The sequence below is a fragment of the Thiocystis violascens DSM 198 genome (assembly GCF_000227745.2).
GTDB classification, from domain to species: Bacteria; Pseudomonadota; Gammaproteobacteria; order Chromatiales; family Chromatiaceae; genus Chromatium; species Chromatium violascens.
Genome location: NC_018012.1, coordinates 4,076,872 through 4,090,633, shown reverse-complemented (window position 1 = coordinate 4,090,633; position 13,762 = coordinate 4,076,872). Strand labels below are relative to the sequence as shown.

Sequence of the window (13,762 nt, the reverse complement as noted above, 5' to 3'; positions counted from 1 at the left end):
CCAGTCCGTTGGCGATGACAATCGAGGTCAAGCATGGCAACCACCGATACCTTCTACGAGGTGATGCGACGCCAGGGGATCAGCCGGCGCAGCTTCCTGAAATACTGTAGCCTGACGGCCGCCGCCTTGGGGCTGGCCCCGACCGCGGCGGGTCAGATCGTCCAGGCCATGGAGACCAAACCGCGCACCCCGGTCATCTGGCTGCATGGTCTGGAGTGCACCTGCTGCTCCGAGTCTTTTATCCGCTCGGCGCATCCGCTGGTGTCGGACGTGGTGCTGTCGATGATCTCGCTGGATTACGACGATGTCATCATGGCCTCCGCCGGCCATCAGGCCGAGGCGATCCTCGATGAGATCCGCCACAAATACAAGGGCAACTACATCCTGGCCGTCGAGGGCAACGTGCCGCTCAATCAGGACGGCATGAGCTGCATCATCGGCGGCCGCCCTTTCGTCGAACAATTGCGCGAGGTCGCCGCCGATTGTCAGGCCGTCATCGCCTGGGGTTCTTGCGCCTCCTGGGGCTGCGTGCAGGCGGCGCATCCGAATCCGACCCAAGCCGTGCCAATTCATAAAGTGATCCACGACAAGCCGATCATCAAGGTGCCAGGCTGTCCGCCGATCGCCGAGGTCATGACGGGCGTCATCACCTATATGCTGACCTTCGACCGCATCCCCGAGCTGGATCGTCAGGGCCGCCCGAAGATGTTCTACGGCCAGCGCATCCACGACAAATGCTATCGCCGCCCGCACTTCGATGCCGGCCAGTTCGTCGAGAGCTGGGACGATGAGGGGGCGCGCAAGGGCTACTGTCTTTACAAGATGGGCTGCAAGGGTCCGACCACCTACAACGCCTGCTCGACCACCCGCTGGAACAATGGGGTTTCCTTCCCGATCCAATCCGGTCACGGCTGTCTCGGCTGCTCCGAGGACGGCTTCTGGGACAAGGGCAGTTTCTACGACCATGTCACCGACACCCGCGTGTTCGGCATCGAGGCCAATGCGGACACCGTCGGCATCGCGGCGGCCGGCACGGTCGGCGTGGCGGTCGCCGCCCATGCGGCGGCGAGCGCCATCCATCGCATCAAGCAACGCGCCGGCGAGCATCACGAGGAGAATGACCAGGCATGAGCGTGCAGACCCCGAACGGCTTTCAGCTCGACAACGCGGGACGGCGCATCGTCGTCGACCCGGTGACCCGCATCGAGGGCCACCTGCGCTGCGAGGTCAATCTCGACGAGAACAACGTCATCCGCAACGCCGTCTCCACCGGCACCATGTGGCGCGGGCTGGAAGTCATCCTGCGCGGTCGCGACCCACGCGACGCCTGGGCCTTCACGGAACGGATCTGCGGCGTCTGCACCGGCACTCACGCACTGACTTCGGTCCGCGCGGTGGAGGACGCGCTCGGCATCGCGATCCCGGAGAACGCCAACTCCATCCGCAACATCATGCAGTTGACGCTTCAGGCGCATGACCATCTGGTGCATTTCTATCATCTTCATGCGCTGGACTGGGTGGACGTGGTCTCGGCACTGTCGGCGGATCCCAAGGCGACCTCGGCGCTGGCGCAGTCGATCTCGGACTGGCCGCTGTCCTCGCCTGGCTATTTCCGCGACGTGCAGAACCGCATCAAGCGCTTCGTGGAGTCCGGCCAGCTCGGCCCCTTCATGAACGGCTACTGGGGGAGCCCGGCCTACAAGCTGCCGCCCGAGGCCAATCTGATGGCGGTCACCCACTATCTGGAGGCGCTGGATTTCCAGAAGGAGATCGTCAAGATCCACACCATCTACGGGGGCAAGAACCCGCACCCGAACTGGCTGGTGGGCGGCGTGCCCTGCGCCATCAACGTGCATGACACGGGCGCGGTCGGCGCCGTCAACATGGAGCGGCTGAATCTGGTCTCCTCCATCATCGACCGCACCATCGAGTTCATCGACAAGGTCTACATCCCGGACCTGCTTGCCATCGCCTCCTTTTATAAGGATTGGACCTTCGGGGGCGGATTGAGCAGTCAGGCAGTCATGTCGTATGGCGATATCCCGGATCGCGCCAACGACAACTCAGCCGCGAATCAGATGCTTCCGCGCGGCGCCATCGTCAACGGCAATCTGGCCGAGATCCACGATGTCGACCTGCGCGACCCGGAGCAGATCCAGGAATTCGTCGCCCACTCCTGGTTCACCTACAAGGACGAATCCAAGGGGCTGCATCCCTGGGATGGCGTCACCGAGCCCAACTTCGTGCTCGGCCCCAACACCAAGGGGAGCAAAACCCGCATCGAGGAAATCGACGAGGCCGCCAAGTACAGTTGGATCAAGGCCCCGCGCTGGCGCGGCCACGCCATGGAAGTCGGGCCGCTGGCGCGCTGGGTCATCGGCTATGCCAAGGGCATCCCGGAGTTCAAGGAACCGGTCGAGAAGGTGCTGACCGATCTGCAACTGCCGGTGTCGGCCCTCTTCTCCACGCTGGGCCGCACCGCCGCGCGCGGTCTGGAGTGCTCCTGGGCCGCGCACAAGATGCGCTATTTCCAGGACAAGCTGATGGCCAACATCAAGGCCGGCGACAGCAGCACCGCCAACGTCGACCAATGGGATCCCAAGACCTGGCCGAAAGAGGCGCGCGGTGTCGGCACGACCGAAGCCCCGCGTGGCGCGCTCGGCCATTGGATCGTCATCAAGGAGGGCAAGATCGACAACTATCAGGCCGTGGTGCCGACCACCTGGAACGGCTCGCCGCGCGATCCGGCCGGTAACATCGGCGCCTTCGAGGCCGCCCTGCTGAACACGCCGCTGGCCAAGGCCGAGGAGCCGCTGGAGATCCTGCGCACGCTGCACAGCTTCGATCCCTGTCTGGCCTGCTCGACCCATATCATGAGCCCGGACGGGGAGGAACTGACGCGGGTGAAGGTGCGTTAAACCGCGTCCGGGATGGTATGCGTTGCCGGTGTATTGGCTCGGACGCGACTGAACCAATGAGCGTCGGCGCTGACGCGGTTTAAGTGCTTGTTTTAAATCGCGTCGCGCTCTTGGAACTTCATACTCGGAGGCTACCCGCATGTTAACCGGCGTCCCAACGGTCAAACAGACCGCGGTTTACGTCTATCAAACCCCGGTGCGTATCTGGCACTGGGTCAACGTGCTGTCGATCACGATCCTGGCCATCACCGGCTATCTGATCGGCAGCCCGCTGCCGACACTATCCGGCGAAGCGAGCGATCATTATCTGATGGGCTACATCCGCTTTTTCCATTTTGCTGCGGCCTATGTGTTTCTGGTCGGGTTCCTCTTCCGGCTCTACTGGGCGGTGGTCGGGAACTCCTATTCGCACCAGTTGTTCACCCTGCCGTTCTGGCGCCGGAGCTTCTGGAGCGAGCTGCTGCACGAGGTGCGCTGGTACGCCTTTCTCGAACGGGAACCGCGCAAGTACATCGGCCACAACCCGCTGGCGCATCTGTTCATGGTCGTCATCATCACGGTCGGCGGACTGGTGATGATCGTCACCGGGCTGGCGCTCTATTCCGAGCAGACCGGACTCGGGAGCTGGCAGGATCAGCTTTTCGGCTGGGTCATCCCTTTCGTCGGCCAGAGCCAGGACGTGCGCATGTGGCACCACTGGGGCATGTGGGTGATCGTCGTGTTCGTCATGCTGCATGTCTATACCGCAATCCGCGAGGACATCATGTCCCGCCAGAGCCTGATCAGCACCATGATCAGCGGCTGGCGCATGTTCAAGGACGACCGCCCGTGAGAGATCGACCCGTCACGCCCGTGCCAGCTTTCGCCCCAGACGCGGTTGAGTTCGGATGAGCATGCCACCCAATATCCTGATTCTCGGCATCGGCAATCTGCTCTGGGCCGACGAGGGGTTCGGGGTCCGGGCGGTCGAGCGGCTGGCCCGGCGCTATCGTTTCGGTGAGAACGTGCGCCTGCTTGACGGCGGCACTCAGGGCATCTATCTCGTCGAACATGTGCGTTGGGCCGAGGTGCTGGTCGTCTTCGATGCCATCGATTATGGCCTGCCGCCGGGCACCCTGAAACTCGTCGAGAACGACCAGGTACCCAGGTTCATGGGCGCCAAGAAGCTGAGCCTGCATCAGACCGGCTTCCAGGAAGTGTTGGCGTTGGCCGATTTGATGGGCGACTCTCCGCGCCACCTCTTACTCGTCGGCGTGCAACCGGTCGAGCTGGACGATTTCGGCGGTAGCCTGAGGCCCGAGATCAAAGCCATGCTCGATCCGGCGATCGCCGCCGCGCTGGCCTATCTCGCGCGCTTCGTGATCGACGGCTCCGATCGCGCGAAGGATGGAGAGACCGATCGCGATCTGCCTCACCGAGCATTGGAGATCGCCGACTACGAGGCTGGCCGACCGGACCCGGAGTCCGCGTGCCGGATTGGCGATTGGCGCCTCCTGGCCCGGCGCGACGCGCTTGACTGATGTGGACTGAGCTTAGATGCCGCTGACAAGACCGAGACTCACCGACCGCTCGCCCCTGCTGGAACCCGCCATGGCGGTCGACTGTCCGCAGGGTCTGCGGCTACTTGAACGCTTGCTGGAACAACTTGCGGACTACCGGATCGCCGAACCCCCGCGGCGGCTGGATCTCACACCCCTGCCGGAAGCCGATCGCCTCCTGGTGAACCAGGCACTCGGCGAAGGCGAGGTCAGCATTCTGTTTTCCGGCGATGACCTGACGCGGGTTCAGGAGACCCGGCTGACCGGAATCTGGCGCGTTCAGTCCGGCGACACCTCGGGGCAACGCCCGCGCGACGAGATCGAAATCGCGGAGATCCCTAGCCTGGTTCGCGACAGCGCCTTCAAGGGGGCCGCGACCCAGCTCTCCCTGGACGACACTCCTCCCGCCGGCGTCCTCGGTGCCCGCGCGCTCCTGCCCCAACTGAACGAACAGGTTGCCCTGTGGCGGTTCGGCGACGCGCCCTCTATCGTCAACCTGAACCTGTTGCCGATCTCCGAGCAGGATACGAGCTATTTGGAACAGCGGCTCGGGCGCGGTCCGGTCGTCATCCTCTCGCGCGGTTACGGTCACTGCCGGATCACGGCGACGGCGCTGCGCCACTGCTGGTGGGTCCAGCATTTCAACGCCGACGACCGGATGATCCTCAATAGCATCGAGGTCGTCGATGTCCCAGCCGCGGCGCTGGCGGCTCAGGAAGATATCGAGGATAGCGCCCAGCGCCTGGCGGAGATCCTCGGCGCACTTCGCTGACCCCGGCAGTGCGTCGTTCGATTCAGCGACACGGCGCATTTGACTTGCCTCGAACACCGATCCTGTAGATAATACCCTGTTGTTTTTGCGTGCCTTACTCTGAGATGGCCCACTGGCTGTTCCCTCCAGGCGCGCACTTCCCTCTTGAGGCACCACCATGGATACCCCCGACACGAGCACCGGTTTCGGCGCACTCGGTCTCAATCCCATCATTGAACAAACTGTCCGCGATCTTGGTTACGAAACGCCAACCGCGATTCAGAGTCAGTGCATCCCGCATCTGCTCGCCGGACGTGACCTGCTCGGCCAGGCCCAGACCGGCACCGGCAAAACCGCCGCCTTCGCGCTGCCGCTGCTTAGCCGCATCGACCCCGAACTCCACAGCCCCCAGATCCTGGTGCTGGCGCCGACCCGCGAGCTGGCGCTCCAGGTGTCCGAGGCCTTTCAGGGTTACGCCAAAAACATCAAGGGCTTCCATGTCCTGCCCATCTATGGCGGGCAGGCGTATGGGCTTCAGCTCAGTCAGCTCCGGCGCAACCCGCAGGTGATCGTCGGGACGCCGGGGCGCGTCATGGACCACATCCGCCGCGGCACCCTGTGCCTGGACGGCATCAAGACCCTGGTGCTGGACGAGGCCGACGAGATGCTCAACATGGGCTTCGCGGAGGACATCGACTGGATCTTCGAGCAGGCCCCGAAAGAGCGTCAGGTCGCGCTCTTCTCCGCCACCATGCCGCCGGCGATCCGCCGGGTCGCCCAGGATCGTCTCGTCGATCCGGTCGAGGTGCGGATCGCCTCGGCCTCCGCGACCGTCGACACCATCGACCAGCATCACTGCGTCGTCACCCGCTTCCATAAGCTCGACGTGCTCACGCGCATCCTGGAATTGGAACCGTTCGACGGCATGTTGATCTTCGTGCGCACCAAGAACGCCACCACCGAACTCTCCGACAAGCTCAAGGCCCACGGCTTCGCCGCCGAACCGCTGAACGGCGACATGAATCAGGAGATGCGCGAGCGCACGGTGGAGCGTCTGAAGCAGGGTCAACTCGACATCCTGGTCGCCACCGATGTCGCCGCGCGCGGGCTCGATGTCGAGCGCATCAGCCATGTCGTCAACTACGACATCCCCACCGATCCCTCGGCCTATGTGCATCGGATCGGTCGCACCGGGCGCGCGGGTCGCGCCGGGCGCGCCATCCTGCTGGTCGAACCGCGCGAACGCGGTCTGCTGCGAGCGATCGAGCGGACCATCCGACGCGATGTCCCGGCCATGGACCCGCCCTCGGCCGCCGCCCTGAGCCAATCGCGGATCGACCGCTTCATCACCGAAGTGCGCACGACGATGACCGAGCAGGATCTCGACTTCTTCTACCGCCTGCTCGCCCGCATCGGCCAGGAGCAGGAGATCGAGATCATGGACATCGCCGCCGCGCTGGCCTTTCTGAACCAGCGCGAACGGCCGTTGAACGTCAAGGAAGATCTGCCACGCCCGGCCGCGCCCAAACGCGAATGGTCCGAGCGTCCTCCGCGTTCGGAAGGCCGGGACGAGCGTCGGCCACGCCCGGAGCGTGACGACAGCCGGCCACGAACAGAGCACGCGCAGGGCCGACGGGAAGACGCGGATCTGGTCAGTTACCGCATCGAGGTCGGCCACCAGCACGGCGCGACGCCGCGCGAGATTGTCGGCGCCATCGCCAATGAAGGCGGGATCGAAGGCCGCTACATCGGACGCATCAACATCCAGGACGACCATTCCATCGTCGATCTCCCCAAGGGCATGCCGCGCGAGGTGGTCAATCATCTCAAACGGGTCTTCGTCCGCGGTCAGGCGCTGCGCATTTCGCCCGCCGACGGGACCAGACCCGCGGAAGCCTCCCACGGGCATGCGCCCAGCCCAAAATACGGCCAGACACCGGGCCAGGCGCAGGACAAAACGCCTCGCGCGGCTGGCGGTTTTCGTCGCCAGAGCGGGGATGGAAGCGCCCCGCGTCGCGGCCCGCCGTCCAAGGATTCCAGCGGCTTTCGCGCGGATCGGGGGTCAAGCCGCAAACCGCGTGACTGAGCGCATGTCAGGGGCAAGGGGCAAGGGGCAAGGGGCAAGGGGCAAGGGGAATGTGGGCGATTTCCAGGGAAACTCGTACCAAATTTAATCCGTTCGTAGTCAACCCTTAACAACTTGGCTCCCTGTACTGAGCGGCTCGCCCTGAGCCCTGAGCCTGTCGATGGGGCGAAGGGGCGAAGGGGCGAAGGGGCGAAGGGGCGAAGCCGGAAGTCGCCTTACATTCGGCACGAAATGCCTCGGAAATCGCCTTCACCCTGATGACAAAAGATCCCTAACTCGCGATTCGTGCGCTTGTCGCCTACACGACAAGCTGGGCATGATTACCCGTAAACATCGTGCTCAATCGCTTCATCGTCGTGGATCAGCCACGAAGCCCTGCGTTACTATCCACGCAGTCATCTGAATCGATAGAAAATTTTTTGCCTTCGCGTCAAGTGGCTGAAATTTTGCTTACCGCTTAAGCAAAACCATCCGCTCAGGGGTAAAATGAAAGATGTCAGCAAAACTCGAAACGCTCGTCAATGACCTGGCTCGTGGAGCCCTGGTTCCCTATCTTGGCCCAGGCGCCCTAATCGGCGCGGTCGACCCGGTCACCGGAGAAGCCATCCCGGCCGATAGCGACAGCCTCATCCTCGCCATGAACGACGGCAAACCCATGTCAAAACGCCTGATGTGGGAGTTTCCGCGCGCGGCCATGAATGTCGAACTCAAACGCGGACGTGCCGCCGTTCACCGCTTCCTGGAAGCCACCTACGGTCAGCGCATCTGGACCCGCGCGCCCCTGCATGATTGGCTGAAAACGCTCCGTCCGGCCTACGTGGTCGACATCAACCGCGATACCCAACTTCAGGAATCCTATGCGGATGTGCCTCACACGCTGATCCGCGGCATCGCCCGGACCGGCGGTACGGATTATCGCTTCCGCATCCATTCCTATGACGGAACCAGCTATCGCGAGGCGGATCAGAATGAGGTAGATTCCGGGCGGCCCATTCTGTTCAAGCCCATGGGCAGTCCGCGTCCCGATGCCACCTACATCGCCTCGGACGCCGACTATGTGGACTACATTACCGAGTTGATGGGCGGTTTCGCGATCCCCGCGTTCCTGAAATCCTCTCGCGTGGACCGTCGCTATCTCTTTCTCGGTCTGAGCCTGCGCCGCGATACCGAACGCATGGTGATGTCGGATATCATCCATGGAGCGGCCTCGCCGGCCGGATGGGCACTGATTCCCGAGCCGACGGACAAGGAACGGCGTTACTGCGAAAGCAAGGATATCGTGATCGTCGAAGCGGACATCCCGGATCTGCTCGCGGTCGCCGCACAGCCTGACGCACTGGGCGCGTTGCTCCCAAATCACCATGGAATTGGGTGTTAGGCGAATATTCACGAACCATAACAATGATGAGGAAAGCCTTGTGAGTCGATGGTCCGAGGATCTAATCGCAGTCGATCGAGCCAGAACCCTGGACGGACTCTTTCTGCAGCGGATCCTCCGAACGCCCGACCGCACGGCCTATCGATTTTTCGAGCGCGCCGATGGCTGGCGGGATCTGACCTGGCGCGACATGGGGCAGTGGGTGGCACGCTGGCGCCGGGCGCTCGCCGGCGAGTCGCTCGAATCCGGCGACCGGGTCGCGGTGCTGCTGCGCAACTGTCCGGAATGGGTCATGTTCGATCAGGCCGCGTTCTCGCTCGGTCTGGTCACGGTCCCGCTCTATACCGACGACCGCGCCGAAAACGCCGCCTATATTCTCCAGGATGCGGCGGCCAAACTCCTGCTGATCCAGGACGCCGGACGCTGGAAGCGTCTGGCCGAGGTCATCGGCGACGCACCCTGGCCCCTCCGGGTGGTGATCCTGGAACCGAGCGACGCGGCGACCGAACTCGCGGCGCATGACCCGCGAGTCGTGGTCGCCGATACCTGGCTGCCCTCCTCCGCCCCGGCGCTGACCCAACGCGACGGTGATCCGCTCGCCCTGGCAACCATCGTCTACACTTCCGGCACCACCGGTCGTCCCAAAGGCGTGATGCTCAGTCATCGCAACATCCTGACCAATGTCCATGGCGTCGTCACGCTCATCAATGTCTATCCGGAGGATCTTTTCCTCTCCTTTCTGCCGCTCTCGCACATGCTGGAGCGCACGGGGGGCTATTACCTGCCGATCATGGCGGGCTCCTGCGTGGCCTTCGCCCGCTCGGTGGGTCAGTTGGCCGAGGATCTCCAGAGCATTCGCCCGACCGTCATGATCGCCGTTCCACGGGTCTTCGAGCGTGTCTATCAGCGCCTGCAGGATCAGTTGCTGAGCCGCCCGGCCCCGGTGCGCTGGCTGTTTCGGCTGGCGGTCGCGACCGGCTGGCGCGCCTTTCTGCGCGAGCAGGGACGCGGCGGCTGGCATCCGCGCCTGCTGCTCTGGCCCTGGCTGCGGCGCCGGGTCGGCGCCGCAGTGCTGGAGAAACTCGGCGGTCGGATGCGCGTCGCCGTCAGCGGTGGCGCCGCCCTGCCGGCCGGCGTGGCGCACACCTTCATCGGACTCGGCCTGCCCTTGATCCAAGGCTATGGCCTGACCGAAACCAGCCCGGTCGTCAGCTTCAATCCGCTGCGGAAGAACGTCCCCGAGAGCGTCGGCGTCCCCATCCGCGGCATCCAGGTGCGCATTGGCGCCGACGACGAGTTGATGGTCAAGGGCGACAACGTCATGCAGGGCTACTGGAACAACCATGCCGCGACCGCCAAGGTGCTGACCCAGGATGGCTGGCTGCACACCGGCGATCAAGCGCGCATCGAGGACGGTCACATCTATATCACGGGCCGGATCAAGGACATCCTGGTGCTCTCGAATGGCGAGAAGGTGCCGCCCGCCGATCTGGAGATGGCGATCGTCATGGATCCCTTGTTCGATCAGGTGCTGGTGCTTGGCGAAAGGCACTCCTATCTCTCCGCCCTGCTGGTGCTGAACGCCGAACTCTGGGTCGGGTTCGCCCGCGAGCACGGACTGGACCCCGAACAACCGGCCAGCCTGACGGATCCGCATCTGCTCAAGGACATCCTCAAGCGTATCCGCCTCGCCCTGCGGGATTTCCCCGGCTTCGCCAAGGTCCGCCGCGCGACCCTGACCCTAGAGCCCTGGTCGATCGAGAACGGGCTGCTGACGCCGACACTCAAGGTCAAGCGCGGCCCCGTGATGGAACGCTACCGGGAGGCGATCGCGGAGATGTACGACCTGGATGCATAGCTTGCCTTCATGCCGGTCAGTGCATACACTACAGCTTCATGACGCGGGTGTAGTTCAATGGTAGAACTTCAGCTTCCCAAGCTGATAGCGTGGGTTCGATTCCCATCACCCGCTCCAACTTCTCCCTCCTGCTTTACGCCATGGCGATCCACGCTTGGATCGACTCAATTGCATCCGCCTGACGTCACCCCAAACGACTTCGCCGCCACGATCCTGAACTGGTTCGACCGGCATGGTCGCCATGATCTTCCCTGGCAACTCGCCCCCACGCCCTACCGCGTCTGGGTCTCCGAAATCATGCTGCAGCAAACCCAGGTCAGTGTCGTCATCCCCTATTTCGAGCGGTTCATGACGCGCTTTCCGAGCGTGATGGACCTGGCGGACGCGCCCATCGATGCAGTGCTCGCACACTGGTCCGGGCTCGGCTACTACGCGCGGGCGCGCAACCTGCACCGTGCCGCCGAACTGATCCGGGACCAATACCAGGGCATCTTTCCCACCGACGTCGCTCAGGTCCGGGCACTGCCCGGCATCGGCCGCTCCACCGCCGGCGCCATTCTGTCGCTCGCATCAAACCAACCGCATCCGATCCTCGACGGCAATGTCAAACGGGTGCTGACCCGCTACTTCGCCATTGACGGCTGGCCCGGACGCAGCGAGGTGCTGAGCGCGCTCTGGGCCTGCGCCGAACGACTCACCCCGCGGGAGCGCGTGGGCGACTACAACCAGGGCATGATGGATCTTGGCGCCACACTTTGCACGCGAAGCAAACCGGCCTGCGAACGCTGTCCGGTCGCGACCCGCTGCCTGGCCCGCGCCCAGGGTCGCCAGCGCGAATTCCCCGCCAGCCGGCCGTGCAAACCGCTACCCGAGCGCGACATCCTGATGCTTGTGGCCATCAACCCGGCCGGGGAAATCCTCCTCGAACGCCGCCCGCCGACGGGAATCTGGGGCGGACTCTGGAGTCTGCCGGAGACCGCCGCCGGCAGCGACCCCGCCGACTGGTGCCTGATCCGCTTCGGCAGCGTCCCGCTCGGGGTTGAAATGCTTCCGATGCGCCGTCACTCCTTTAGCCACTTCAGACTCGGGATCCGGGTCGCGACCATTCGCATCGACGGATCCAGCCAGGAAATTGCCGATCATGACGATCAACGCTGGCTGAATCGTGCGAACCTTCCGGCGTTCGGTCTTCCAACCCCGGTTAAAGACATCCTCGACGCCCTCCTCGCGGGCCCACAGCAGATTGAAGGAGAAGAAACCCCATGAGCCGTCTCGTCCACTGCGTCAAGCTCGGCCGCGAAGCCGAGGGACTCGACCGTCAGCCGTATCCGGGCGAGCTCGGCAAGCGCGTCTTCGAGCAAGTTTCCAAACCGGCCTGGCAGGACTGGCTGCGCCACCAGACGATGCTGATCAACGAAAATCGCCTGAGCCCGCTGGATCCTAAGTCACGAAAATTCCTGGAAGGCGAAATGGAACGATTTTTCTTTGGCGAAGGTGCCGACAAGCCCGCAGGCTATGTTCCGCCCGCGCATTGAGGCCATTATCACGCTCGGGAATGAGCAGGCGAGGATCGCTAACGAGAGATAAAAGCCCGGGGACAAATCCACGGCGCGGCCAGCCCGTCACTCCATTTCACTTGGCCATCTCCTATGGGCAATCTTCTTACGATCTTTCTGCTTTTGTTGCTCGGCTGGTTCTGGCTCGACAGCCTCCGCGCCCGCGAGATTGCGATCGGCATCTGTCAGGCGGCCTGCGTACAGCGCGATCTTCAGTTTCTCGACCAGGCCGTCGCGCTCCACCGGCTCGGTCTAGCCTGGCGTGCGGAGGGAATGCGTCTGCGCCGGGTCTACCGCTTCGATTTCAGCGAGGAGGGGTTGGGGCGGCGCAACGGCTATCTGGTGCTGCGCGGACTGTCTCTGGAGGAACTCAGCTTCGGTCTGCCAGACCGAACCGGAGACGCTTGAGGCGAATTCATTCGCCCCGTTGGATGTGCGGATGCAGGGGCGAATGAATTCGCATCTACTTCGATGCCGTGCAGCATCTGCGTCGAGCGCATTGATCCGATGACCTGGAACAACGAGGGGATTATTTGACCACTTTGAGAGTTGGCCCGCCTTTTCCCTTCCCTTTGTCCTTGGTTTGACCCTGCGCAGGCGGACGCCCGCTCCCCTGGGCACCGTCGGCGACAGACTTCAGTGACGGGCCTGGCGCATGCGCGGCGCTGTCGGACAGGGCGTCGGGATAGATTGGATCCGGAAAGACCATCCCCTGGCCATTCTCGCGCGTAAAGATGCCGACGACCGCCTCGGATGGCACCGAGACCTCCCGCGCAACGCCGCCAAAACGAGCGTTGAACGCAATCCAGTCGTTGCCGATGACCAGCCCCTGGACAGCGCCGGGCGAGATATTGAGAACGATCCGCCCCTCGTCGACGAACTCCAGGGGCACGCGAGTAGCCGGATAATTGGCGTCCACGACAAGGTGCGGCGTCATTCCATTATCCAGGATCCACTCGTGGATCGCCCGGATCAGGTAGGGTTTGCTCGTGGTCATAGTGGCGGTTTTATCGTTCATCTCTTGAGATCCGCGATCATCTCCTTTTCCGCCTCGGTGAGACTCTGACGAAAGGCGTCCCAGGCAAAGATCCGCTTTTTGTAGACATTGATGGCATCCGCCTGTGGCGGCAACTCGATGCCAAGCACCGGCAGGCGCCAGAGCAGGGGGGCGACGCAGCAGTCCACCAGCGAAAACTCGTCGCTCATGAAAAAGGTATGAGCGGCAAAGATCGGCGCGGACACGATCAGGCTCTCGCGCAGTTCCTTGCGGGCCTGGACGACATCGTCGCCACTGCCCTTGAGGATGCGCCCCATCAGCGAATACCAGTCATGATCGATGCGATACATGAACAATCGCGCGCTGGCGCGCGAGACCGGGTCGACCGGCAACAGCGGGGGATGAGGGAAGCGCTCATCGAGATATTCCATGATGATCCGCGACTCGTAGAGACGCAGATCCCGGTCGACAAAGGTGGGCACCGTGCCATAGGGATTGAAGTCCATGACTTCGTCGGGCAGGTCATGGGCATCGACATCGACCACGTCCACTGCAATCCCTTTTTCGGCCAGCACCATTCTGACCCGGTGACAATACGGGCAAACGGGATCGGAAAATAACGTCATCACAGCTCGTCTGCTTGCAGCCACGGCCATACTTCCCTTCTCCAGCACTGAGGC

Annotated in this window: 13 protein-coding genes and 1 tRNA gene; 12 read left to right on the top strand and 2 right to left on the bottom strand. The window is 63.3% G+C overall.

The window, feature by feature from the left end; genetic code table 11:
- Window positions 1-33: 33 nt before the first annotated feature.
- The 12 genes from THIVI_RS18195 (at window position 34) to THIVI_RS18140 (ending at window position 12,493) form a co-directional block, all read left to right on the top strand.
- Window positions 34-1,131, top strand: coding sequence for a hydrogenase small subunit (locus THIVI_RS18195; RefSeq protein WP_014779997.1), 1,098 nt, complete (start codon window positions 34-36; stop codon window positions 1,129-1,131).
- On the top strand, window positions 1,128-2,918 hold the full coding sequence (locus tag THIVI_RS18190; RefSeq protein ID WP_014779996.1) for a nickel-dependent hydrogenase large subunit: 1,791 nt from the start codon (window positions 1,128-1,130) through the stop codon (window positions 2,916-2,918). The genes THIVI_RS18195 and THIVI_RS18190 overlap by 4 nt, the downstream gene beginning before the upstream one ends.
- Window positions 2,919-3,057: 139 nt before the next feature.
- Window positions 3,058-3,750 (top strand): Ni/Fe-hydrogenase, b-type cytochrome subunit, encoded by a 693-nt coding sequence (gene cybH / locus THIVI_RS18185; RefSeq protein WP_014779995.1) that lies wholly within the window; start codon window positions 3,058-3,060, stop codon window positions 3,748-3,750.
- Between the two features lie 55 nt (window positions 3,751-3,805).
- Window positions 3,806-4,438, top strand: a complete 633-nt coding sequence (locus THIVI_RS18180; protein WP_014779994.1) for a HyaD/HybD family hydrogenase maturation endopeptidase — start codon at window positions 3,806-3,808, stop codon at window positions 4,436-4,438.
- A gap of 16 nt (window positions 4,439-4,454) precedes the next feature.
- On the top strand, window positions 4,455-5,228 hold the full coding sequence (locus THIVI_RS18175) for a hydrogenase expression/formation protein (protein WP_014779993.1): 774 nt from the start codon (window positions 4,455-4,457) through the stop codon (window positions 5,226-5,228).
- A 157-nt stretch (window positions 5,229-5,385) separates the two neighbouring features.
- A complete protein-coding gene (locus tag THIVI_RS18170; protein WP_014779992.1) occupies window positions 5,386-7,293 on the top strand; it encodes a DEAD/DEAH box helicase in 1,908 nt (635 codons plus the stop codon).
- A gap of 493 nt (window positions 7,294-7,786) precedes the next feature.
- Window positions 7,787-8,671, top strand: coding sequence for an SIR2 family protein (locus THIVI_RS18165; RefSeq protein WP_014779991.1), 885 nt, complete (start codon window positions 7,787-7,789; stop codon window positions 8,669-8,671).
- A gap of 40 nt (window positions 8,672-8,711) precedes the next feature.
- Window positions 8,712-10,529 (top strand): AMP-dependent synthetase/ligase, encoded by a 1,818-nt coding sequence (locus THIVI_RS18160; RefSeq protein ID WP_014779990.1) that lies wholly within the window; start codon window positions 8,712-8,714, stop codon window positions 10,527-10,529.
- 43 nt (window positions 10,530-10,572) lie between these two features.
- Window positions 10,573-10,646 (top strand) — tRNA-Gly (locus THIVI_RS18155).
- Between the two features lie 51 nt (window positions 10,647-10,697).
- On the top strand, window positions 10,698-11,795 hold the full coding sequence (gene mutY, locus THIVI_RS18150) for an A/G-specific adenine glycosylase (protein ID WP_014779989.1): 1,098 nt from the start codon (window positions 10,698-10,700) through the stop codon (window positions 11,793-11,795).
- The gene (locus THIVI_RS18145) at window positions 11,792-12,064 is read left to right on the top strand and encodes an oxidative damage protection protein (protein ID WP_014779988.1); all 273 of its coding nucleotides are present in this window, start codon (window positions 11,792-11,794) and stop codon (window positions 12,062-12,064) included. The genes mutY and THIVI_RS18145 overlap by 4 nt, the downstream gene beginning before the upstream one ends.
- A 114-nt stretch (window positions 12,065-12,178) precedes the next feature.
- Window positions 12,179-12,493 (top strand): DUF3301 domain-containing protein, encoded by a 315-nt coding sequence (locus tag THIVI_RS18140; protein WP_014779987.1) that lies wholly within the window; start codon window positions 12,179-12,181, stop codon window positions 12,491-12,493.
- 121 nt (window positions 12,494-12,614) lie between these two features.
- Here THIVI_RS18140 and THIVI_RS18135 read toward each other — a convergent pair whose 3' ends face one another.
- Complete coding sequence (locus THIVI_RS18135) at window positions 12,615-13,103, bottom strand: ClpXP protease specificity-enhancing factor (RefSeq protein WP_014779986.1); 489 nt, start codon at window positions 13,101-13,103, stop codon at window positions 12,615-12,617.
- Window positions 13,100-13,738 (bottom strand): glutathione S-transferase N-terminal domain-containing protein, encoded by a 639-nt coding sequence (locus THIVI_RS18130; RefSeq protein WP_014779985.1) that lies wholly within the window; start codon window positions 13,736-13,738, stop codon window positions 13,100-13,102. The genes THIVI_RS18135 and THIVI_RS18130 overlap by 4 nt, the downstream gene beginning before the upstream one ends.
- Window positions 13,739-13,762: the final 24 nt, after the last annotated feature.